This is a genomic window from Marinobacter sp. CP1 (assembly GCF_001266795.1).
GTDB lineage: Bacteria > Pseudomonadota > Gammaproteobacteria > Pseudomonadales > Oleiphilaceae > Marinobacter > Marinobacter flavimaris.
This window is the reverse complement of the sequence record NZ_CP011929.1, coordinates 1822406-1843739: the sequence shown is the minus strand read 5'-3', so window position 1 is coordinate 1843739 and position 21334 is coordinate 1822406. Positions and strand designations below refer to the sequence as shown.

21 protein-coding genes and 1 pseudogene are annotated in these 21334 nt (G+C 56.9%); 14 read left to right on the top strand and 8 right to left on the bottom strand.

Annotated elements, in window-relative coordinates:
- Nucleotides 1-6 precede the first annotated feature (6 nt).
- Nucleotides 7-447 carry a hypothetical protein gene (locus tag ACP86_RS08630; RefSeq protein WP_141201896.1) on the top strand — a complete coding sequence of 147 codons (441 nt, stop codon included), beginning with the start codon at nucleotides 7-9 and terminating at the stop codon, nucleotides 445-447.
- A gap of 134 nt (nucleotides 448-581) precedes the next feature.
- Nucleotides 582-1007 carry a hypothetical protein gene (locus ACP86_RS22610; RefSeq protein WP_141201895.1) on the top strand — a complete coding sequence of 142 codons (426 nt, stop codon included), beginning with the start codon at nucleotides 582-584 and terminating at the stop codon, nucleotides 1005-1007.
- A gap of 72 nt (nucleotides 1008-1079) precedes the next feature.
- Here the strand turns inward: ACP86_RS22610 and ACP86_RS08625 are convergent, their stop codons facing one another.
- Both ACP86_RS08625 and ACP86_RS08620 read right to left on the bottom strand, forming a co-directional pair.
- Entirely contained in the window at nucleotides 1080-1397 is a 318-nt protein-coding gene (locus ACP86_RS08625; RefSeq protein ID WP_053113337.1) for a CcdB family protein, read from the bottom strand.
- Entirely contained in the window at nucleotides 1397-1642 is a 246-nt protein-coding gene (locus ACP86_RS08620) for a type II toxin-antitoxin system CcdA family antitoxin (RefSeq protein WP_053113336.1), read from the bottom strand. Before ACP86_RS08620 ends, ACP86_RS08625 begins: the two co-directional genes overlap by 1 nt.
- A gap of 154 nt (nucleotides 1643-1796) precedes the next feature.
- On the opposite strand from ACP86_RS08620, the gene ACP86_RS08615 reads away from it, so the two are divergent.
- Entirely contained in the window at nucleotides 1797-2129 is a 333-nt protein-coding gene (locus tag ACP86_RS08615) for an antibiotic biosynthesis monooxygenase family protein (RefSeq protein ID WP_053113335.1), read from the top strand.
- 57 nt (nucleotides 2130-2186) lie between these two features.
- On the opposite strand, the gene ACP86_RS08610 is transcribed toward ACP86_RS08615, so the two are convergent.
- A complete protein-coding gene (locus tag ACP86_RS08610; protein ID WP_053113334.1) occupies nucleotides 2187-4289 on the bottom strand; it encodes a molybdopterin-dependent oxidoreductase in 2103 nt (700 codons plus the stop codon).
- Between the two features lie 164 nt (nucleotides 4290-4453).
- On the opposite strand from ACP86_RS08610, the gene ACP86_RS08605 reads away from it, so the two are divergent.
- Nucleotides 4454-5227: a CLCA_X family protein gene (locus ACP86_RS08605; protein ID WP_053115498.1), complete on the top strand. Its 774-nt coding sequence runs from the start codon at nucleotides 4454-4456 to the stop codon at nucleotides 5225-5227.
- A 55-nt stretch (nucleotides 5228-5282) separates the two neighbouring features.
- Here the strand turns inward: ACP86_RS08605 and ACP86_RS08600 are convergent, their stop codons facing one another.
- The gene (locus ACP86_RS08600; protein WP_053113333.1) at nucleotides 5283-5966 is read right to left on the bottom strand and encodes a DUF4396 domain-containing protein; all 684 of its coding nucleotides are present in this window, start codon (nucleotides 5964-5966) and stop codon (nucleotides 5283-5285) included.
- 33 nt (nucleotides 5967-5999) lie between these two features.
- Complete coding sequence (locus tag ACP86_RS08595; protein ID WP_053115497.1) at nucleotides 6000-8594, bottom strand: EAL domain-containing protein; 2595 nt, start codon at nucleotides 8592-8594, stop codon at nucleotides 6000-6002.
- Between the two features lie 240 nt (nucleotides 8595-8834).
- On the opposite strand from ACP86_RS08595, the gene ACP86_RS08590 reads away from it, so the two are divergent.
- The 7 genes and pseudogenes from ACP86_RS08590 (at nucleotide 8835) to ahpC (ending at nucleotide 15226) form a co-directional block, all read left to right on the top strand.
- Nucleotides 8835-9047: a hypothetical protein gene (locus ACP86_RS08590; RefSeq protein ID WP_053113332.1), complete on the top strand. Its 213-nt coding sequence runs from the start codon at nucleotides 8835-8837 to the stop codon at nucleotides 9045-9047.
- Nucleotides 9048-9242: 195 nt separating this feature from the next.
- Nucleotides 9243-9836 carry a transcriptional regulator BetI gene (gene betI / locus ACP86_RS08585; RefSeq protein WP_014578776.1) on the top strand — a complete coding sequence of 198 codons (594 nt, stop codon included), beginning with the start codon at nucleotides 9243-9245 and terminating at the stop codon, nucleotides 9834-9836.
- A 63-nt stretch (nucleotides 9837-9899) separates the two neighbouring features.
- Nucleotides 9900-11369 (top strand): betaine-aldehyde dehydrogenase, encoded by a 1470-nt coding sequence (betB, locus tag ACP86_RS08580; RefSeq protein ID WP_053113331.1) that lies wholly within the window; start codon nucleotides 9900-9902, stop codon nucleotides 11367-11369.
- Between the two features lie 27 nt (nucleotides 11370-11396).
- Nucleotides 11397-13091 (top strand): annotated as a pseudogene (gene betA / locus ACP86_RS08575) (choline dehydrogenase).
- Between the two features lie 210 nt (nucleotides 13092-13301).
- Nucleotides 13302-13928 carry a hypothetical protein gene (locus ACP86_RS23185; protein ID WP_227507852.1) on the top strand — a complete coding sequence of 209 codons (627 nt, stop codon included), beginning with the start codon at nucleotides 13302-13304 and terminating at the stop codon, nucleotides 13926-13928.
- Nucleotides 13925-14500: a BCCT family transporter gene (locus ACP86_RS23180; protein ID WP_227507851.1), complete on the top strand. Its 576-nt coding sequence runs from the start codon at nucleotides 13925-13927 to the stop codon at nucleotides 14498-14500. Before ACP86_RS23185 ends, ACP86_RS23180 begins: the two co-directional genes overlap by 4 nt.
- A gap of 162 nt (nucleotides 14501-14662) precedes the next feature.
- A complete protein-coding gene (gene ahpC, locus ACP86_RS08565) occupies nucleotides 14663-15226 on the top strand; it encodes an alkyl hydroperoxide reductase subunit C (protein ID WP_008172630.1) in 564 nt (187 codons plus the stop codon).
- 78 nt (nucleotides 15227-15304) lie between these two features.
- On the opposite strand, the gene ACP86_RS08560 is transcribed toward ahpC, so the two are convergent.
- Together ACP86_RS08560 and ACP86_RS08555 are read right to left on the bottom strand one after the other, a co-directional pair.
- Complete coding sequence (locus tag ACP86_RS08560) at nucleotides 15305-15781, bottom strand: peroxiredoxin (protein WP_053113330.1); 477 nt, start codon at nucleotides 15779-15781, stop codon at nucleotides 15305-15307.
- Nucleotides 15762-16517, bottom strand: coding sequence for a DUF3581 domain-containing protein (locus tag ACP86_RS08555; protein WP_053113329.1), 756 nt, complete (start codon nucleotides 16515-16517; stop codon nucleotides 15762-15764). Before ACP86_RS08555 ends, ACP86_RS08560 begins: the two co-directional genes overlap by 20 nt.
- Before the next feature lie 259 nt (nucleotides 16518-16776).
- Between ACP86_RS08555 and ahpF the strand changes: the two genes are divergently transcribed.
- The 3 genes from ahpF (at nucleotide 16777) to ACP86_RS08540 (ending at nucleotide 20566) form a co-directional block, all read left to right on the top strand.
- A complete protein-coding gene (gene ahpF, locus ACP86_RS08550; RefSeq protein WP_053113328.1) occupies nucleotides 16777-18363 on the top strand; it encodes an alkyl hydroperoxide reductase subunit F in 1587 nt (528 codons plus the stop codon).
- A gap of 175 nt (nucleotides 18364-18538) precedes the next feature.
- Nucleotides 18539-19309 carry a transporter substrate-binding domain-containing protein gene (locus tag ACP86_RS08545; protein WP_053113327.1) on the top strand — a complete coding sequence of 257 codons (771 nt, stop codon included), beginning with the start codon at nucleotides 18539-18541 and terminating at the stop codon, nucleotides 19307-19309.
- Between the two features lie 102 nt (nucleotides 19310-19411).
- A complete protein-coding gene (locus ACP86_RS08540) occupies nucleotides 19412-20566 on the top strand; it encodes an ABC transporter substrate-binding protein (RefSeq protein ID WP_053113326.1) in 1155 nt (384 codons plus the stop codon).
- 24 nt (nucleotides 20567-20590) lie between these two features.
- On the opposite strand, the gene ACP86_RS08535 is transcribed toward ACP86_RS08540, so the two are convergent.
- The gene (locus tag ACP86_RS08535; RefSeq protein WP_008172637.1) at nucleotides 20591-21259 is read right to left on the bottom strand and encodes a transglutaminase-like domain-containing protein; all 669 of its coding nucleotides are present in this window, start codon (nucleotides 21257-21259) and stop codon (nucleotides 20591-20593) included.
- Between the last annotated feature and the right edge of the window lie 75 nt (nucleotides 21260-21334).

The following is a 21334-nucleotide window of genomic DNA, read 5'->3' as shown; positions in this document are numbered from 1 at the left end:
AGCTATATGAGCACAGAACGTACAACTCCTTATGGAATGTGGCGTTACGGAAACGATTTCCGCCGTGCCTCGCTATACGTTCGTGACGGAGTCGACGACAAATACTTCATGCCTTACTACTTTCTTGTTGGCCAGTCGATCGAATTATCGTTCAAGGCTTTCCTGATGGGGCGCGGTGAATCAATTGAAGAACTCAGAAAACGATTTGGTCACAATCTCAAAGCGCTGAGTGCGGAAGCTCGGCGAAGGCAGATCGGACGGGAGGTAAAATTGGATCGCGTTCATTTTGGCGTGATTGACCTATTGAGTTACGAATATACGAAACACCGTTTCCGGTACTTTGAGGCTGGCACAATGGCTGTCCCGGACGTCACACTGATACAGGCTGCATCAGATCGACTTTCTGAGGGGTTGAGGACATTCTGCTATAAGGAAACGAAGTGGTAGATCGCTCTAACAAGTAGTTGCAGTTCGTTCCGGCCCTGGCGGGCCTCCACCGGACCGGTTTTCCGGCGCGGTTGCGCCTCCAAACCGGCCGCTGAACATTGGCGTTAGAACACGTTTTAATTAATGGACTTGGAATGAAAATTCATCGCTTTATGGCAGTCGCGCTCTTTCTTTCCGGCTGCGCATCGGGGCCAAGGTCGTACGACAGTGTGCTTGGCTATAGTACCGAGTCGCTACCAGCTGGAATCCAAGTCACCTATGTGGATGAAGCAGACAGTAGTACAGAGAAAATACTCTCCCAAATCTCTGAGGTTTGTAATGAGGCACTCGGGCCGACCTCTAATGCGCCAGTTATTAAGGTGAAATCGGTTACCGAATATGAGCGTCAAGTTAAAATGAGTGTACCAATACCTGTTGGTGTTCAGAATATTGGGACATTTTCCAGCGGAGGGAGCAGTCTTCCAGGCGCCACAATACAGAGTTCAGTTACCCAAACCGATACGGTGTTTCGCAACATTAAACTTCAAGAAGTGGTGGCTCTTTGTTCAACCGCGCCCTAGCCAGCGCAGGCAGGGCGACACCCTTTTCATTGCGTCTTTGGCTCCATTACAAGGGTGCTCATGCTGCGGGCGTTAAATGCCGGTTATAGCCAGGTCCAAAGCTCCAACGATCTGGTCTCTGAAATGTGAGAGAGAGCCAATAGGGGTCTTGAGATGTTTTTCAGGCACGGAGGAAATTTGCGGAGTTAACAGCAATAGCTCTTGATCGGCAAAGCTGATTTCGGGAGTGAGCCCTTGCATAGCTTCGCCACCGAAGGCAGAACGTTTGCCCAAAGGGATGACAATACGAGTTGCCAAATCGCTAAGAAGGCTGCTTTGAATATCCACAAGGTAAGGATAGTGAGCCTTGCTGATTTTGCTCGGGTTGGGGTACACATCGAACTGTGCCATCAAAACTCCCTGAATTCGTCGCCGAAGCATCCATGTTGTTCGACGAAATCGTTGTAGCTTTTTATCGCAGCGCGATTCTCTTCAACCCATTGAGCGGCCTCGCGTTTCGAAAGCTCTTCTTTCAGAGCTCGTTCCAGGGTGGCAGACAAGTTGATGTTCAGTTCCCGGGTCTTACGCAGAAGATCGCTATTGATTGAGAGGTTCGCTGCCTTTTTGGGGGCGGCTGAGTCATAGAGTTCGGCCATGAGGGCCTCCCAGAAGATTTAGAATACAAAGCTTGATCCTATGCGCATAGCTATGCGCATGCAAGCAGTTAACCAATGGCTGTTGTCGGACGTGCATACTCTGGCGCTCTGTCACGCCGCAAAGCCAAGGCGTTAGAACTTAGAGAGGAAACGAATGTTTGTTGCCGTTTATGAGTTTGAAATCAAGGAAGGCGCAGAGACTTCATTTCGCGAAGCCTGGCTCGAAGTGACGAAAGCTATCTATGAGCACTGTGGCAGTTTTGGTTCAAGACTCCATACCTCAGACAAACCGAATATCCTGGTTGGTTATGCTCAGTGGCCTGATCGGGAAACGTGGGAAAAGGATCGTCCCGTAATCGATGAAAAATATCATAGAGCACGCAAACAAATGCTCGACTGCCTGGTTCAATCGAAAACTGTCTATGAATTGGAAGTCAGTGACGATTACTTGCGTGCCAATCAGTCCCGTAGTCCCAACCAGGACTGACTGACAGCCTTCCCCTATTCAGCAAGAAGCGCAAACTTATCCACGCCATATCTCACATCAGGCTGCGCGTACGGCTACCCTCGTACCATTAAACGCCGCGTTGCCGGTCAGTGCGTCAATGCGCCCGGAATCGGTAACGTCGTTCATGCTCACGCCGGGTTGTCCCTGGGCGACCGACATGGCGGTGTCCGGCCGGTTGTGGCCCCAGCCCTGGGGCATGCTGATCACACCCTCGAACATATCGTCGTCGATTTCCACCGGCAGGTTGATGCTCCCGGAAGCCGACGTAACCGTGGCCAGTTGTCCGTCTTCAAGCCCGATTTTGAGGGCATCTGACGCGTTCATCTGCAAAGTGCACGGGTTTTTGCCTTTTACCAGCCGGTGTGAATTCTGGGTCCAGGTATTGTGGCTGCGGGGCAGGCGGCGGCTGATCAGCGTGAACGGATACTCGCTGTTCTCATCTGCCTGCAACAGGCCCGAGGCATCCAGGCGTTTCAGATCCTTCAGGTATAGCTCGGGGGCAATGCGGATCTTGCCGTCCTCGGTCTGGATGCGCTGCGCCAGGCAGGGCTGAAGTGGCCCCAGATCCACCCCATGGGGGTTGGCTTTCAGGGTCTCCAGGCTCATGCCCTCTTTTCCGTAGGCGCCGTGTTTCAGGCCCAGATCCAGCATTGCCTCCGGCGTTACGCCATCGTCTTCCAGGCCCGTTAACTGCAAGGCCAGGTCCCGGAGAATTTCCCAGTCGTGTTTCTGGTTCGGGGTTTTCTCGAACATTGGCTCGGAGAACTTGGCGGTGTTGCGCACGGCGAAAGAGTTGAAGAACACATCGAAGTGGGGCACTTCCAGCCCTGTCGTGGCGGGCAGGATGATGTCGGCATGGCGGGTGGTTTCGTTCAGGTAGATATCCACCGACACCATGAAATCTAATGCATCGAAGGCGTCTTCCAGTCGGGCTCCGCCGGGTGCCGAAAGCACGGGGTTGCCGGCGATGGTGATCATCGCGCGGATCTGGCCTTCGCCCGGGGTCAGGATCTCATCCGCCAGGGTGGCCACGGGGAATTCGTTGTTGAAGTAGGGGAGCTTTCTAACACGGGACTCGTAACGGCCATAGGAACTGGGCTTGCCCTTTTTGTCCCGAACCAGATCAAAGGCCGGTTGGGGGAACATGGCGCCACCGCGGCTATCGAAGTTGCCGGTGAGAATGTTCAGCACGTTGTTCAGCCACTGGCAGAGGCCGCCGAATGACTGCGTCGAGGCGCCCATGCGGCTGTAGCAAACGGCACTTTTGGCGGCCGCCATCTCCCGGGCCAGCTCGCGGATGGCGCTAGCGCTCATACCGCAGGCGTCCGCCACGGATTCCGGAGCATAGGGTTTGACGGCCCCGGCCAGTTGCTGCAGCCCGTCGATCCGGTCTTCCAGGTGGCCCAGGGTAACCAGCTGTTCCTCGAACAGGGTGTGGACCATGGCCAGCATGAACAGGGCATCGGTTTCCGGGCGGATAAACAGGTGCTGGTCGGCCTTTTTCGCGGTTTCGGTGCGCCGTGGATCAACCACCACCACCTTGCCGCCCCGTTGCTGGATGGCTTTCAGGCGTTTGCCCACGCCGGGTGCGGTCATCAGGCTGCCGTTGGAGACAATCGGGTTGGCGCCGATGATCAGCATGAAATCGGTATGGTCGATGTCTGGCACTGGGATTAGCATGCCGGCGCCGAGCATGTAATTGGAAGCCACGTGATGCGGTAACTGGTCGGCGGAGGCGGAGCTGTAGCGGTTATTGGTGCCCAGCGCCTTGAAGAACCGCGGCAGCATGATGGCGTTGCCAAAGTTGTGGGCGTTCGGATTGCCCAGGTACACCCCGACGGCATCCTGGCCATGTTCCTGCTGGATACCCCGAAACCGCGAGGCGATTTCCTCGAAGGCTGCTTCCCAGCTGATCTCCTGCCAGCCGTCCGCGGTGCGCTTCATGGGCGTTTTCAGGCGGTCCTTATCGTTGTAGAAATCCTGCAGTGCGACGGCTTTCGGGCAGATATGGCCGCGGCTGAATGGGTCGTTGTTATCGCCCTTGATGGACAGGATCTCGTTACCCCGATGCTGGATTTCGAGGCCACACATGGCTTCACAGATATTGCAGGTGCGGTAATGGGTCTGGGTGTCGGTCATGGCAAACACTCACTCGGGATATTGTCATTATTGGTTCAGGCAGTGTGGCACAGGCCGGCGAAAAATCAGACGGTCATAATTCACATAAAACCGGTCAATCCCGCCAAATGATGTTTCTGCCGATGTCGGAAAGACAGCCTGGTTTTTCATCGTACAATAGCGCCATGGCAAGATCTTTTTACCGTCGGGGCCCGGACCATCGTGCCAGTGCGCCGGTTACCTTTCTCGACGTCCGCCGTCGTTTCCAGTTCCGTTCCATCGAGCTTGGCCGCTGGGTCACCGAGCCGGAGAAACAGCGCAGTGCGTCGCTGTTCTACGATGCCCTGTGCGACCTGATGACCATTCTTGGCGGCACCGAGTCGCTGGTGTCCCTGCGCGGCACCCTGGCGTTGCAGTACGGCATTGGCGGCCGGCCCGGCGTGTCGGCCCACTACACGCCGGCCACGCGCAGCTTCTCACTGGCCAAGAACGCAGGCCCGGGCAGCATTGCCCACGAGTGGTTTCACGCTTTCGACCATTACATTGGTGAGAAGCTTTTCGGTGAGGCCCAGAGAGGCCAGTTTGCGTCGAAACTCTGGCTCCGCCGCGACGATGCGGTTCGCCACCCTCTGAATGACCGTCTGCAGGCCTGCTTTAAAGCGGTTTTGCTGGACGAAGAAGGCGCAGAGCCCAGCGAGCTCTTCCGGTGCTCGGTGAAGGCGGACAAAGCGGCCGGGATTCAGTACTTCAGCCTGCCCGAAGAACTCTGCGCCCGGGCGTTTGAAGCCTTTGTGCAGGATTCCGACGTAAAGAATGCCTTTCTGGTAAGCGGAACCCGCGAATCCGAAGAAGCAAAACTGGGGCTCTATCCGGTTGGCGCGCAACGGGAACGGGTTAATCGTGCATTCCAGGGTTATTATTCAGCCCTGGGCCAGGCCCTGCGCGCGGCCGGAAGCTGATCGCTTCCCTGGCAGGTGCACTGCCATTGCCGCGCAGGCCTGAGCCATGGAGCGGTCAGTGGCAGTGCGCGTGGGAAGCAGCGTCCTCATCCCGTGGGTCGCCCATGCCGCCTTTGAGGCCGTATTTGATCAACAGCAGATTGGCCGGCCAGGCGGCAAACAACCCGAGTGAGAGCGATACGTAAAGTGATGACCAGAACAGGGCATCACCCATGGTTGCTTCTCCGCCCAGATACAGGTCGGTGGTGATTGCCACGGACTCCATGACCACAATACTGATGGTTTCCGCGACGAAGGCGCCCTTGAAGGCTTCCTTGAAGGGCATCCCGTTCTGCATCATCGGGCCAATGTTCAGGGCAAAGCCGAATATATACGCGAGGGTAAAGGTGATGATGGCTGCCCAGAAGTTGCCCATGGCAAACAGGCCAACCGAGATGATCACCCCGAGAATCTCGCCTATGCCGCAGCCCGAATAGCAATGGGCCACCGAACGAAAACCCTTGCGGGCAAGACTGTCCGTGGGGATCTGTTTGCGCCCGGAATATCGGTAGATGGCAAGGCCTATCGGTCCCGAATAAAGCACGGTCAGCCCCCAAACCCACTGCATCATGGAGGCGATATGGCTGTTGCTGGTTTTCAGGTCATAGATCACCCAGGCAACACTGGCGCCAACGAGTGCCAGCCAGATGCCCAAGCCCGTCCAGGTGTCGATAAGGGCCTGAATCTGATCAAGGCTCATAGAAAGAACAATCCTTTCCCGAGAAGTGTACTGTTAGTGCAGTCCTTGGAGGCCCGGTGTCTTTCTTTCAACCTCCAGCCATGCCTTGAGATCGTCCAGAGGCTTCGGTGGGCAAATCCAGTAGCCCTGGAGCATTTCCGCTCCGAGAGATTCAAGGAGGTGTGCCGATTTTTCGGTCTCAATGCCTTCGGCAACCACCCGATAACCCAGGCCCTGGCCCATACTGATGGCGGTTTCCACAATCATCCGGGCGCTGTCGCTGGACTCGATGTCCTGCAGCAGGGTGCGGTCCAGCTTTATTTCGCTGGCGGGCAGCTTCTTCAGGTAGGAGAGTGAGGAGTAGCCGGCGCCGAAGTCGTCAATTGAGAGCTTGAGCCCGATCGCCGTCAATTCATTCAGGGCTTTCAGGCCCCGGTGTGGATCGTCCATGGCCGCGGTTTCGGTGAGTTCGATGATGACCTGTTCCGCCTGTAGCTGATATCGCTTTATGCGGGTTTCAAACAGGCCAATCAGTTCTGGAGAACTGAGATCGCGAGCGGAGATATTCACTGAGATGGTCAGCTCCGGATCAATCTCGTGGAGTGCTTTGAGATCGTTCATAGCCTGATCCACCACCCAGCGAGTCAGGTGTTTGATCACACCGGTTTTCTCCGCCATGGGAACGAAGTCGATCGGTGGCACCCAGCCCCGGTCCGGGTGATGCCAGCGGATCAGGGCTTCCACACCCACCACTTTACCTGTCGCCAGGCTGATTTTGGGCTGATAGTAGAGCTCGGTCTGATTGTGGTGCAGTGCCTCCCGGAGGTCGGACATCAATGTCAGCCGGCTTTCGTCATAGATGTCATCCTTGCGGGAATACAGGCCGGTTTGATAAGGGCCATGAGGCGCCATTTCCATGCCGACATGGGCATTGCGGATCAGCAGAGCGGCTTTCTTGCCATGTTCCGGATAGCTGGCGGCACCGAACCGGGGATTGGGCTCTATGGCGATGTTATCCAGCAACACGGGTTCCGCCAGTTGTTTAAGTGCGTTATCCAGCGACTGGAAGTCGTCTGCCGTTTTACTGACGTTCACCAACAAACCAAAACTGTCGCCAGACAGCTGATATACCCGCTCATCGTTCCCACGCGCATCGACGGTTTGATGAACCATGGGCAGGCCTGAGGCCAAACGGGTCATCTGCTCTGCCATGGCCTTGAGCAAACGTTCGCTACGGTCCAGGCCCAGGGTCCGGTTGATTTCCTTGAGCTGCGTTATCCGGGTAACGCCCACCATGAAGCGGCCGTTGGGGTTCTGCCGCAATTGCTCATCCACCATCCATTCGAATCGGTTCCGGTTTGGTAGCCCGGTCACCGGGTCATGGGTCAGTGCTTCATTCAATTGGGTCTGGGCTTCGTTGCGGGCCTTCTGTTGTTTGAGGATATCGGCCTGAGCCTGGATTTTCTGTTCCCGTTCCCGGTATAGGCGGTCGGCGAGGGCAAGCGTGAGAATGAAAGCCTCGAGCCCGGAGCCGATCTGCATGGCGTACTCGGTAAAGAAATTCTCCGGCAGCAGGCCCAGGGCCCGCCCCGCCGTTGCCGAGACCCCTATCGTAAGAGGTGTCCAGGCGATCGTGAAGAACACCCCGGCCCTGACACCGGCAGCCCAGGCCACAGGGCCGGCCACCAGGAGCAGTGAGAAGAACGCGAACGCGGAAACGGCCGCCACCCGGATACCGGTGTCGTAATCCAGCAGCGGCGCAGACAGGAAAAACAGCATTTCAAACAAGAGCATAGCCTGCAGGGCCCGGTACAGCCTGGGGCTGTTAGAGCGAACCTGGAGGAACTCCATGCAGAAAAGTATCGAAAACATCGCCAGGAATGGCATCGACAGCAGAAGCACATGCGTGTGAAGAAACGGTGCGCCCGGGTAGATGTGCTGAAGTGTATAGCCGCGCACAGCGGCGAAGAACAGGAAGTAGCCGGAAATGGCCAGGGCGTAGTACAGGTACAGCTTTTCTCGCAGGGTCAGGAACACGGCCAGGTTGATCAGGATGATCACTGCCAGACTGCCGTAATAGAAAAAGTGCAGCTTCTGCTCGTTGGCAGCGGCCTCGTAAAAATCATTCTGTTGCCAGATCTGCAGCGGCACCACCATCGTGCCCTGGGTGGCGACCCGGATATAAAGCGTTTTCGAGGCGTCCGGGGCTACATGGAATCGATATAGCATGTTGGGATGGTCGACATCCCTGGGGTAGAAAGAGCGGGTGTCCCCGGTGGCGAATTCTCGGAGCAGGGTGCCGCCGGAGAGCTCGTGAAACACCACGTCATCAAGCTGGGAATAGCCCAGCTCTGCAATCAGAAGCTGGTCGCGGCCGGTCTGGTTTTGCACCTCAACCCGCAGCCAGTAGGCGGAATCGGTAATCCCGAAGGTGGCCTTACCCGATGGATTGGTCTGCCAGGCGCGATCGGGAAGGGCGCGAACATCGGCCAGTTCCGCTTCGGCGCTGGCGTCTTCCCAGTACTGGAAATGGCTTTCAATCGGTTTTTCTGAGGCAAGTGTGACCGGGGCGCTATTCGCATGCGCAAACTGCGACGTGAAAGTCGCCAGACTCAGTAAAAAGATACGCAGAGCAGTGCTGAGGATCACCAACAGTAGACCCCGTTATATCGCCATCAGGCTTTTTTATTTTCCTGATCATCAGCTTAACAGCCTTTCTTCACCGGAAAAGCCGAGAACCAATATTTAATGTAGCGAAATGTCTCATATCTGCAGATTCTCCGCCTTGCCCACCCGTCCTTTTGTGCTCCCCGTAGCCCTCAAGCACCTGTCTCGATAGCGGCCCATCTGCTACGTTGAAAGGAGACATTCATTCCCAAGGAGGCCTCTATGTTCGTCGCTGAAAAAGCAACCGGGCACCTGATCGAAGTTCTGGATACACAGGCGCTGTTTGATCCCCATAGCCAGCAGGTGCGAGGCAGCCTCCATTACGGAGAGGAGGCGCAGGATCCTGAATTGTTTAAAAAAGCCGAACTCGCATTTCCCTCCGGTGAAGCGCTTCCTGTGTGCTGGACAGACCCGGATTACCGTCGCCATAGCTGATATTTGCTTGCCCTTCCTGCCGTCACAACCGCGCCATATCAGAGTGGCGCGAGGCTTCCCTGCTTTCTGATCAGGTTTGAATTCCCCGCCTCGCTTCTGTAAGATTTTTATTAATTGAACGTTCAATTAATAAAAAGCAGGGCTGATTGGTGCTGCTTTTCAACACCGGAAACAAGACGAGTAACCGAAGCCGCCATGCCAAAAGTTGGGGTCAAAGACACACGCAAGCAGCAGCTGATTGAAGCCACCATGCATTCGATTGCCGAGCTGGGCATGCAGAACACCACCATTGTGAGCATCAGCAAACGGGCGGGCATGTCCTCCGGGATTATCAGCCATTATTTCGGCGGCAAGCAGGGTCTGATTGAGGCGGCCCTGCGTTATCTGCTCGATCAACTGGGCAAGGAACTGCGGGAGCGCATGGCCAAGACCGACCGCTCCCCGGAACAGCGGCTCAATTGCATCATCGAGTCGAACTTTTCCGAGTTTCAGCGCTCGGCGCTGGCGGCCAAGACCTGGCTGAGCTTCTGGGCCCGGTCGATGCATGAGCCGGGGCTCAAGCGGCTGCAGCAGATCAACAACGCCCGGCTGTACAGCAACCTGCGATATTCCTTCGCACAGGTGCTTGAACCCGGCGCAGCGACTGAGGCCGCCCGGCAAACCGCGGCAATGATCGATGGGTTCTGGTTGCGCAGTGCCCTGAGCCTGGACCCGGCAGAGAGTTTTGAAGCCGGTGAGCGGCTCTGCAAGAAATTTGTCCACGAGACACTGGCGCAGGCAACCGCCTGAGCCGGGATTGATTCGAACGGCCCACAAGGCCTGAAGACACCGAACTGAGGTTAATTACCGACTATGTCTGCATCTCTTCCTGTTGTTCAGAATTTCGTCCATGGCCGTTTCCTGGCCAACAGCACCGGCGAAACCTTCCCTGTGGTGAACCCGGCCACGGGTCAGGTTATCTACGAAGTGGAAGTGGCGGATGAATCCGTGCAGCAGGCCGCCATTGAAAGTGCCCGCGCCGGTTTTGCCGAGTGGTCTGCCATGACTGCCATCCAGCGCAGCCGGATTTTGCTTCGGGCGGTTGCGCTTCTGAGAGAGCGTAATGATGAATTGGCTGCCGCAGAGGTGCGCGATACTGGCAAGCCCTGGCAGGAAGCAGAAGCCGTGGATGTGGTCACCGGTGCCGATGCGGTTGAGTTCTTTGCCGGCCTGGCACCCTCCATCGAAGGTAACCAACAGGACCTGGGCGGTGATTTTTACTACACCCGCCGGGAGCCCCTGGGCATCTGCGCCGGCATTGGCGCCTGGAACTACCCGATCCAGATCGCCTGCTGGAAATCCGCGCCGGCCCTGGCCTGCGGTAACGCCATGATCTTCAAGCCATCCGAGGAAACCCCCATGGGTGCGGTGAAGCTGGCGGAAATCTTTACCGAAGCGGGCGTGCCGGCGGGCGTGTTCAACGTGGTGCAGGGCGCCGCCGAAGTTGGCCAGTGGCTGACCCACCACCCGGAGATTGCCAAGGTCTCCTTCACGGGAGAAGTGGCCACCGGCAAGAAGGTGATGGCAGCGGCATCTTCCACCCTGAAGGACGTCACCATGGAGCTGGGCGGGAAGTCACCGCTGATCATCTTTGACGATGCGGATCTCGAGAACGCCATTTCCGCCGCCATGGTCGGCAACTTCTACACCCAAGGTGAGATCTGCACCAACGGCACCCGGGTGTTTGTTCATGAAGATCTGTACCCGCGCTTTATCGAACGTCTGCTGGAACGCACCCGCAACAATATCAAGCCTGGCGACCCGATGAATCCGGACACCAATTTCGGCGCGCTCATCTCCGCAAAACACCGGGATCTGGTGCTCGATTACATCGCCAAAGGCCTGTCCGAAGGCGCGACTCTCAGCCACGGTGGTCGGGCCTTTGAGCCGGAGGATTGCAAAGGCGGCTATTTTGTGGAACCCACCATTTTCAACGACTGCACCGATGATATGACCATCGTAAAGGAAGAGATTTTCGGGCCGGTGATGTCGGTCCTTACTTTCCGCGATGAGGACGAGGTGATTGCCCGCGCAAATAACACGGATACCGGTCTGGCCGCTGGCGTGTTCACCAACGATATCCGTCGGGCCCACCGGGTGATTCACCAGATCCAGGCCGGCATCTGCTGGATCAACAGCTACGGCGCTTCCCCGGCGGAAATGCCGGTCGGCGGCTACAAACTCTCCGGCATCGGCCGCGAGAACGGGCGCGAAACCATTGCTCACTACACCCAGATCAAATCGGTGTATGTGGGCATGGAAGACCTCGACGCCCCGTTCTAATCCCGCACACGACACAGGAGAACGCGTATGACAGAAAATCGATACGACTACATCATTGTGGGTGCGGGTTCCGCCGGTTGCGTGCTGGCCAACCGTCTGACCGAGGACGCGCGCCACCGGGTGCTGCTGCTGGAAACCGGCGGCAGCGACAAGAGCATCTTCATCCAGATGCCCACCGCCCTGTCCATTCCCATGAACACCAAAAAATACGCCTGGCAGTTCGAGACCGAGCCGGAGCCGTTCCTGGACAACCGCCGCATGCACTGCCCCCGGGGCAAGGTGCTGGGTGGTTCCTCCTCCATCAACGGCATGGTGTATGTCCGTGGCCACGCCCGGGATTTTGACGAATGGGATTCCGAGGGCGCTACCGGCTGGCATTACCGCAACGTCCTGCCCTATTTCAGGAAGGCCGAGACCTGGGCCTTTGGCGGCAACGACTACCGGGGCGATAAGGGCCCGCTCGGTGTCAATAACGGCAACAACATGCAGAATCCGCTCTATAAGGCCTTTATCAGGGCGGGTTCCGATGCCGGGTATTTCGAAACCGACGATTACAACGGTACCCAGCAGGAAGGCTTCGGCGCCATGCACATGACCGTCAAGAACGGGCGTCGCTGATCCACCGCCAATGCCTATCTGCGCCCGGCCATGGAGCGGGATAACCTGACCGTGGTCACCCATGCCCTGGTGCACAAGGTGCTTTTGGATGGACGGGATGGCAAAACCGCCACCGGTGTCCGTTACGAGCAGGGCGGCAAGGTGCACGAGGCGAAAGCCGCCGAGGAAGTCATCCTGTCAGCGGGCTCTATCGGTTCACCCCACCTGCTCCAGCTCTCTGGTATTGGCAAGCGTGAGGTACTGGAGCAGGCCGGTATTGAGGTGAAGCATGAGTTACCCGGTGTCGGGGAGAACCTGCAGGACCACCTGGAGTTCTACTTTCAGTATCGCTGCAAACAGCCGGTGTCGCTCAACGGCAAGCTGGACTGGTGGAACAAGCTGAAGATCGGTGTTCGCTGGATTCTCCGCAAGGACGGTCTGGGCGCCACCAATCACTTCGAGTCCTGTGGCTTTATCCGGTCCAAGGCCGGCGTCGAGTGGCCCGACCTGCAATATCACTTCTTACCGGCAGCCATGCGCTACGACGGTAAAGAAGCCTTCAACGGAGACGGATTCCAGCTGCACATTGGTCACAACAAGCCGAAGAGTCGGGGCTTTGTGCATGTGCAATCGGCCGATCCGAAACAGGCACCGACTATCCGCTTCAACTATCTGCAGCACGAGGCTGACCGGGAGGGCTTCCGGGACTGTGTGCGCCTGACCAGGGAAATCATCAACCAGCCGGCCATGGACGAGTACCGCGGAGCGGAGATCCAGCCCGGTGCCGAGGTCCAGACCGACGAGGAAATTGATGCGTTTGTCCGCCAGGCGGTGGAGAGCGCCTACCACCCGTCCTGCTCCTGCAAGATGGGCACCGACGAGCTGGCGGTGGTGGACCCGGAGACGCGGGTTCACGGTATCCGGAATCTCAGGGTGGTGGATTCGTCCATCTTCCCGACCATACCCAATGGCAACCTGAATTCGCCCACCATCATGGTGGCCGAGCGGGCAGCCGATCTGATCCGGGGCAGGGAGCCCCTGCAACCCTCTGACGCGCCTGTGGTAATGGACGACCAGTGGCAGACACGTCAGCGACCGGGACAGGCAAAGCGCGCGCTCGCATAGCGCGTCGTCATCCCACCCGGGCGTGCAACGCGCCCGGGGTTTTGCAAGCCCTCAGGATTTCCCTATCAGCGCGACGGTGTTCTGCCGTTTTCGGGCGCCCGATAGGCAAGTCCTGGGTTTGTGTCCGATTCGAAAGAAGCAGCGCTTACCAAGTAGAGGAGGAACACCCATGCTGTTCATTGCAAAGAAACAAAGTAACCGGAGGACCTTATGACACTCTGGTTATCTGCAGGTCTGATCTTCACCTTCGCCGCCATTGTGCTGATTCTGTACAAATGGTGGGACATCCAGTGCATCGGCGTGACGCCCGTCCGCACCTTCACCTTTATCGCCATCCTGTTCACCTCAGGTCTGGATGTGGGGCTGATCCTGTTCCCGTTGACCGAGTTCGGTGGCTATGGCGATCTGTCTGCGAGCCCTGAGTACGGCTTTGCCAACCCCCTGGCTATCGAATTCGGGTTCTGGGCGTTCCTGATCTGGGGCTTCTATTTCCTGACCTGTTTTTACTTCGCGATCATTGAGCCGCGGGTGCAGTTCTTCGAGATTCCGTTGGTGAAGGTCGTAAACAACGTGGTGATCATCGGCACCTGTGCGTTTACCGCCTATCTGCTGCTGGTGAATCTGCCCTGGTACCTGCCCATGCTAGGTGATGGCGAATCGGTGGTGCCAGCGTTCTACTTCATTGTATTTGCCTCGATTGCGCTGGCGGTCTATTCCAGCTCCAAGATCAAATATGTGCGCATCCTCAGTCTGGGCTCGAGCCTGTTGTTTATTGCCCTGATCGTGGGCATGTGGTTCCGGCCTCACCGGCAGACTTCTTTGGCACCACCGGATTGATCGGCGAGTACTTCGCCAACATCCACCAGTTTGCCCTGCCGATCAACGACTACCACGAGTTCTACCTGTTCTGGTGGTTTGCCTGGAGCATCATGATTGGCCAGTTTACCGCGCGTTTTGTGAGCGGTATCCGTACCTGGCAGCTGTTGATTGCCATGCTGGTGGTACCGTCCATCGCCATTGGTGTCTGGTTTACCGTGCTTTACCACTACCTCGCGGAAGGCCTGCAGATTGCGGCATTCACCAATCTCGCCATGATTTCGGTGGGTGTGTTGATGGTGGTGAACTCGCTGGATTCATTGATCCGGCTCTATACCGACAATCTCAATCTCACTGCCCAGCACCTCGGGCGGGTGAACTATGTGGTGTTCAATTTCCTGGCGATGGTTGGTCTGACCATGCTGTTCCAGCTGGATTTCTTGCGGATTCAGTGGGTTGGCGCCCTGGTGATTGCGCTGTATTTTGGCTGCTTCGTCTATATCCTGGCGAACAAGCGGGCAGAAGTGGCTGCCATTAAAGCGTCACCGAAAGAAAATATTCTGGACTTTGGAAAGATTGAACTGGCTGGCTAAGACCCCATAAACGGGGTGGCGGAAAAATTCCCTTCAGAAGCCAGGGATAGGTTTTTCCTATCCCTGGCTTGGGAATTATCAATTTTATCCGCACCGCCGATATCCGTACTGTGGGCGCCACAAAGTCATTAACTTATGAATCCATCAACAAGGAGTTCTTTAATGGGCATCATTAACAGCGAGATCAAACCGTTCAACGCTACCGCCTTCAAAAACGGCGAGTTCGTTGAAATCAGCGAAGCAGACGTGAAAGGCAAGTGGGCGGTATTTTTCTTCTACCCGGCCGACTTTACCTTCGTGTGCCCGACCGAGCTGGGCGACGTGGCTGACAAGTATGAAGAGCTGCAAAAACTGGGCGTTGAAGTATTCTCCGTGTCTACCGACACGCACTTCACCCACAAGGCATGGCACAGCAGCTCCGAGACCATCGGTAAGATCAACTACTACATGGTTGGCGACCAGAACGGCACCATCACCAACAACTTTGGTGTGATGCGCGAAGGTCAGGGCCTGGCAGACCGCGCTACCTTCCTGATCGATCCGGACGGCGTTATCCAGGCGATGGAAATCACTGCTGAAGGTATCGGCCGTGACGCAGACGACCTGATGCGCAAAGTGAAAGCCGCTCAGTACGTTCGCAAGAATCCTGGCGAAGTATGCCCGGCCAAGTGGAAGGAAGGCGAAGAAACGCTGACTCCGTCACTGGACCTGGTTGGCAAGATCTAAGCTCTCCGAATGGAAAGCTTGGTTACAAAAAACCCCGGAAAATCCGGGGTTTTTTTATGTCTGACGAAAAAGTGAGGTTCAGAGAGCCTCTAGAATGGTTTCGGCGCTGGTCTCGTCCAATCCCTGGGCGTCGATATTCAGCAGCTCAACCTTGCCGTCATTCACGATCATGGCGTAGCGCTGGCTACGAATGCCCATGCCGTTCGCGGTCCGATCCTGGGTCAGATCCAGAGCCTTGGCGAACTCTGCCACGCCATCAGCCAGCATGATGATCTCTTCGGCGTTGTGGGCCTTGCCCCAGGCGTCCATTACAAACGCATCGTTCACTGATGTGCAAACGATGCTGTCGATGCCTTTGGCCCGCAGTTTGTCGGCATTTACCACAAAACCGGGTAAATGGGCGGCTGAACAGGTGGGGGTAAACGCGCCGGGTACGGCAAACAGAACGGCTTTCTTGCCGGCAAAAAGTTCACTGGTACGGACTTTCTCAGGGCCTTTTTCGCCCATTACCTGAAGTTCGATGTCTGGCAGGGTATCACCCGGCTGAATTGGCATTGCTGTGGTCTCCGCTGTTGTCCTTGCTGAAATAGTCGGCACCCCGGGCCTTGAGGCGATAGAACTCTTCAATTACGCCGGCCATCGCCTCGGCACAGTAGGGCCGCAGACCACTTAATACGAGCCGTTTGGTCACTTCGCCCACTGGTGTGTGATCGGCGGTCAGACGGTATTCCAGGAGAACGTTACCCCGTTTACCGGCTGCCTCCAGGGTGGCGTTGTGCAATTCCAGCCCGGGCGAGGGCAGATCCAGATTCTCCAGGGCCAGGCTCATGCTCTCGTACATCACCATGGGGCGATCAGGATTGAACATCACCCCGTTAGACTCCATCAAAGGTTTCAGGGTATGGGGAAAGTTCTTGCCGGAGGCCGCCACATAGGCACGGGTGATGGTCTCGATCAACTCCTCATCCCGGGTTGTCGCGCCACTGCGGGCCACCTCGATATAGACCTTGCCGGCATCGTCACAGACGTCAATGGTGTTTTCGGTTTCAACGAACTTGAGCGGCACATTTTCTCCAAGCAGGCTGCGGAACCGGAAGGTCATATTCTCCGACAGCCCGAACCGAGCAAGCACAATGGCGAAAAGCAGGTCTCCTGGAACGCAGAAACGGCGGGCATCCGGGTCGTGGATGGGATTGAAATCCCCCGCAATTTCCTTGGCGAACTGGCTTGCCTGCAGGGCGGAAATTACGACGTGTCCGTCCTGGACGGAGTGGAAACGGTCTAGAAACATGCTTTGCCTATTCTGGATACCAGAGAATGATGTTGCGACGATATGACAACATCATACTGCGGCAGGCTTTCGGTGGATATGCGCTATTGGTCAAGCCCCGAGCAGCGGTGAATCTGGAGGTATAGCAAAGCCCTATCAAACAGTTTGGGTCAATTAATTTGAGCATTGAGTGGCGGGGCCGTATTGTTGCACCAACTCAACTTAACCACCGTATTTGATTCAAATACTTAGTTCCGAAATTTAAAGGAGAAGTCAGACTATGTTGGATGCCAATATCAAGGAACAGCTCAAGGCCTACATGGACAAGCTGCAGCAGCCGATTGAGCTGGTTGCGGCCTATGACGACAGCAAGAAGTCCCAGGAACTCCGGGAGCTGCTGGAAGAGCTGGAGCCGATGTCTTCCAAGATCAGTCTCCGCACTGAAGAATCCAATGACGTGCGTCGTCCGTCCTTCGCCATCAACCGAGTAGGCACCGATATTGGCGTTCGCTTTGCGGGCATCCCCATGGGCCACGAGTTTACTTCCCTGGTCCTGGCCCTGCTGCAGGTGGGTGGTCATCCCTCCAAGGCGTCCCAGGATGTGATCGAGCAGATCCAGTCTCTGGAAGGCCGGTTCGAGTTTGAAACCTACTTCTCGCTGTCCTGCCAGAACTGCCCGGACGTGGTTCAGGCCCTGAACCTGATGAGCGTGTTGAACCCGAACATCACGAACACCTCTATCGATGGGGCCCTGTTCCAGGATGAAGTGGAGCAGCGCGAAGTCATGGCGGTTCCCAGCGTTTACATGAACGGTGAGCCCTGGGGCCAGGGCCGTATGACCCTGGAAGAAATTGTTGCCAAGCTGGACACCAGCTCCAGCGAGAAAGACGCCGAGAAAATCAATCAGAAAGACGCCTTTGAGGTCCTGATCATTGGTGGCGGCCCGGCTGGCGCCTCTGCTGCCATCTACGCTGCGCGGAAGGGCATTTCCACCGGCATCGCGGCCGAGCGTTTCGGTGGCCAGGTAGCTGACACCATGGGCATTGAGAACCTGATTTCCGTACCCTACACCGAGGGTCCGAAACTGGTGGCGGCCATGGAGCAAAACGTCAAGGAATACGACGTGGAGATCATGAACATGCAGCGCGCGGAGAAGCTGATCCCGGCGTCACGCCCGGGCATGCTCCACCAGGTAAGGTTGGAAAACGGTGCCACACTCAAAGCGCGCAGCCTGGTGCTGTCCACCGGTGCCCGCTGGCGCCAGATGGGCGTTCCGGGAGAGGAAGAGTACCGCAACAAGGGTGTGGCCTACTGCCCGCACTGCGACGGCCCCCTGTTCAAGGGCAAGCGCGTGGCGGTAATCGGTGGAGGTAACTCCGGTGTCGAGGCAGCCATCGATCTGGCCGGTATCGTGGGCCATGTAACCCTGATCGAATTCGGTGCCGAGATGCGTGCTGATGAGGTGTTGCAGAAGAAACTGCGGAGTCTGAAGAACGTGGAGATCATCACGTCAGGACAGACCACCGAGATTACCGGGGAGAATGGCAAGGTCAACGGTCTGAATTACACCGACCGCAACTCCGGTGAGCAGCATCACATCTCCCTGGAAGGTGTGTTTGTACAGATCGGCCTGGTGCCCAACACCGAATGGCTGAAGGGTGACATCGAACTCAGCCAGCACGGCGAGATCATCGTTAACGACCGCAACGAAACCTCCATTCCGGGCGTTTTTGCAGCGGGCGACGCGACGACCGTGCCTTACAAGCAGATCGTGATCTCCATGGGCGAAGGTTCCAAAGCCGCCCTCAGCGCCTTTGACTTCCTGATCCGCAATTCTGTGGACGAGAGCGAAGACGAAGCGGCGTAATCCACTCAACGCCGCCTGATGAGAGAGAAAGGCACCGGAGCGATCCGGTGCCTTTTTTTTTCAAATCCCCATATTTAACAAGGTTTTTCTGGCGTATAGAAAACGACATTGCCATACTGCGGAACCTGTATGAAAAATAGTCATTTATTTGTCGTCATGGACTGATGCGCGAGTCATGAAACGCTACCTCTCTGGATTTCGGGTACTCCTGTTTGCCGCAGTCATACTGAGTACGCCTGCCGTGGCCGATCCGGTGATCCGGATCGCGGTTCCGGATATCACCAGTCTGCTGACCGAAAACCGGGATGGTGTTTACCAGAGAATCCTGCACAGGGCCCTGGAAGGCCTTGATGCGCCTGTGACCGAGCAGTTCTTCCCCTACAAACGGGCCATGATGGTATTCGAGCAGCATGGCGCAGACTGCATCTATTCCTTCACCGAGGTCCTTGAGCGTCGATTGGGCGACGATGCGGTTATTGCCAGTTTTCCACTCGGCAAATTCACCTATTACCTGTTCACCCCGCAGGACGCAGATCCCATCAGTTCCCTGTCGCAACTGGAGGGGAAAACCGTGGGTGCGGTTATTGGTCATGAGACCTATCTGGACGGAGTGCTGGAGGACCACGACGTTAATGTGATCTGGTCGAAGAGCGATGCCCAGAACCTGGCCATGCTCGAGCACCAGAGATTCGGCGCCATGATTGCTGCGGTTCCGGATGTCCGGCCTTTTATGGACGAGCTCAGCTACGATCCGAAGACGCCCCTTCTTGAAAGTTACGATCGGCTTACCTGCCACAACACCGAAGCCAACCGGCAGTTCCTGACCAGGCTCTCGGCTCGGATGAAGAGCCTCAAAGAAGCCGGGCTCTACGAACAATTGGCCGGCCAGCTCTACGTTGAGTTTGAAGACCCCGCTCCGGCCGCTGAACATTCCCTTCTGAACTGAGACATTGGTTACGGATCTCCGCTTGTGTGTTACACGACAGGTCGGTAGCTTAGGCCCCGCGAAAGCGAACGTTGCCAGATCGTCCAGAGGGTTGTTCATTACATGAAGTCCTTTCCAGCCCGCTTCCTCATCGGTTTCCTGCTCCTGTTTACAGTTCCTTTGGCAGACGCCGGCACCCGACCAAGCGTTGTTTTTCTTTCCCCGGACGACTCCCGTTTCTGGCAACTGGTGGCCGGTTTCATGGAGTCGGTGGCGGAGGATCTCGAGGTAGACCTCGAGGTTCAGTACGATCGGGAGAGTCATCGATTCAGCTACCTTCGCATGGCGAAGGACGTGCTGGCCCGCGAAGAAAAGCCCGACTACCTGCTGTTCATGTGCAAGGAGAATGTTACCGAACCCATGCTCAGGCTCGCGGATGGGGCAGGGGTAAAGGTGTTCACTTTCAATACCGATGTGCCTGACGGCGCCCGAGCCAGCATCGGTACGCCGCGAACGGTTCTGCAGGGCTGGCTCGGCCACCTATCGCCGGACAATATTGCCGCCGGTCGCACCCTGGTAACGCTACTGGGTAAGCAGGCTGAACAATCAGGGCTCGCCTCCGAATCCAGAATTCCCATGTTGGCCCTCTCGGGAACACGGGATTCCTCTGCCGGCAAGGATCGGGACGGGGGGATGCTGGCGGCTGCCGTTCAACAGCGCAGTGAGCTTCTGCAGCTTGTGTATGCCAACTGGAGCGGAGCCCTGGCCCGTGAAAAAACGGAAGTCCTGCTGAAACGCTATCCGGAGACTGTTTCCATATGGAGCGCCAGCGATGGCATGGCACTGGGGGCCATTGAAGCTGCCCGGAATGCCGGCCGGGTCCCGGGGCAGGATCTGCTGGTGGGCAGTGTCGACTGGCAACCCGAAGCCCTGGATAAAATCCGGTCCGGGGAGTTGCTGGTCAGCCTGGGCCGGCATTTCATGGGTGGTGGGCTTGCCTTGCTCCTGCTGCATGATTATCACCATGGCCGGGATTTCGATGATATGTCACCGGATTATGTGTTCCGCTACAAGCTGGAACCGGCAACCCGTGACAATATTGATCAGGTACAGCGCATTGCGGATCCGGAGAATTGGAGCAGTGTGGATTTCCGGCAGTTCAGCCGTGTTGGCGAGACTGAGACTGCGAAGGCCGTGCCTGATCCGGATGCCGTGCTGGATGCGATCACTGGAGCGCTGGCAAGGCAGGAAACGGGCTCGGTAGCGAGCAGAGAATAAGGCCTTCGCGGATTCGAGCAGGCTCTAGGGGCTCGATATATCCTGCACCAGACTGCCTTTCGGAGCTTCAGGCTCCTCTTCTTCGGCAAAGAGATGACTGTAGGCCGCCCGGACACCAGAGACGATAAACTCATGGGGCACGTCGTCGAACAGGCCGTGGTCGTTCACATATTCCATGTGCGCGTGGCCATCCTCGGTGTACTCCTGGAACATGGAATCGTGCACCCCATCGAATTCCAGCGGCTCCACCTTCATCAGCTCGCACAGTTGCCGATTGAACGCCGGCGTCGCCTTCACCCATTGGCCATTCAGGAACAGCTCGATATACCCGTGCATACGGAAAATGTCCGACCGCAGCCATTCGATCAGTTTCGGGCTTGAGAGATGGTTGCGTACATCGGCCAGGCCGAGGCGGCTGGGAACGCCAATCGAGCGAGCTGCCGCGCCCAGGAGAACCGCCTTTGGGATGCAGTAGGTTTCGCCGCTTTCCAGAGCGTAGCTGGCACTGAACGTGTTGGCATCGGTCCGGAATACGTAGGGGTTGTAGCTGATGCTGTCACGAACAGCGAGATAGAGCGCCTTGATCTGCTCCACCGGCTCATCAGGAACTCCCTCCAGCTCTGACTCGATCCAGGCCTGCAGCCGGGGATGGTCATAGTCAAAAAAAGCGGTGGGCTGGAGATAGCGTTCCATAGTCATCAGTCCGGTCTCGGGATCAGACTCTGATCGTGCTCAATTGGCAATGCACAGGCAATGGCGGTTTCCGCC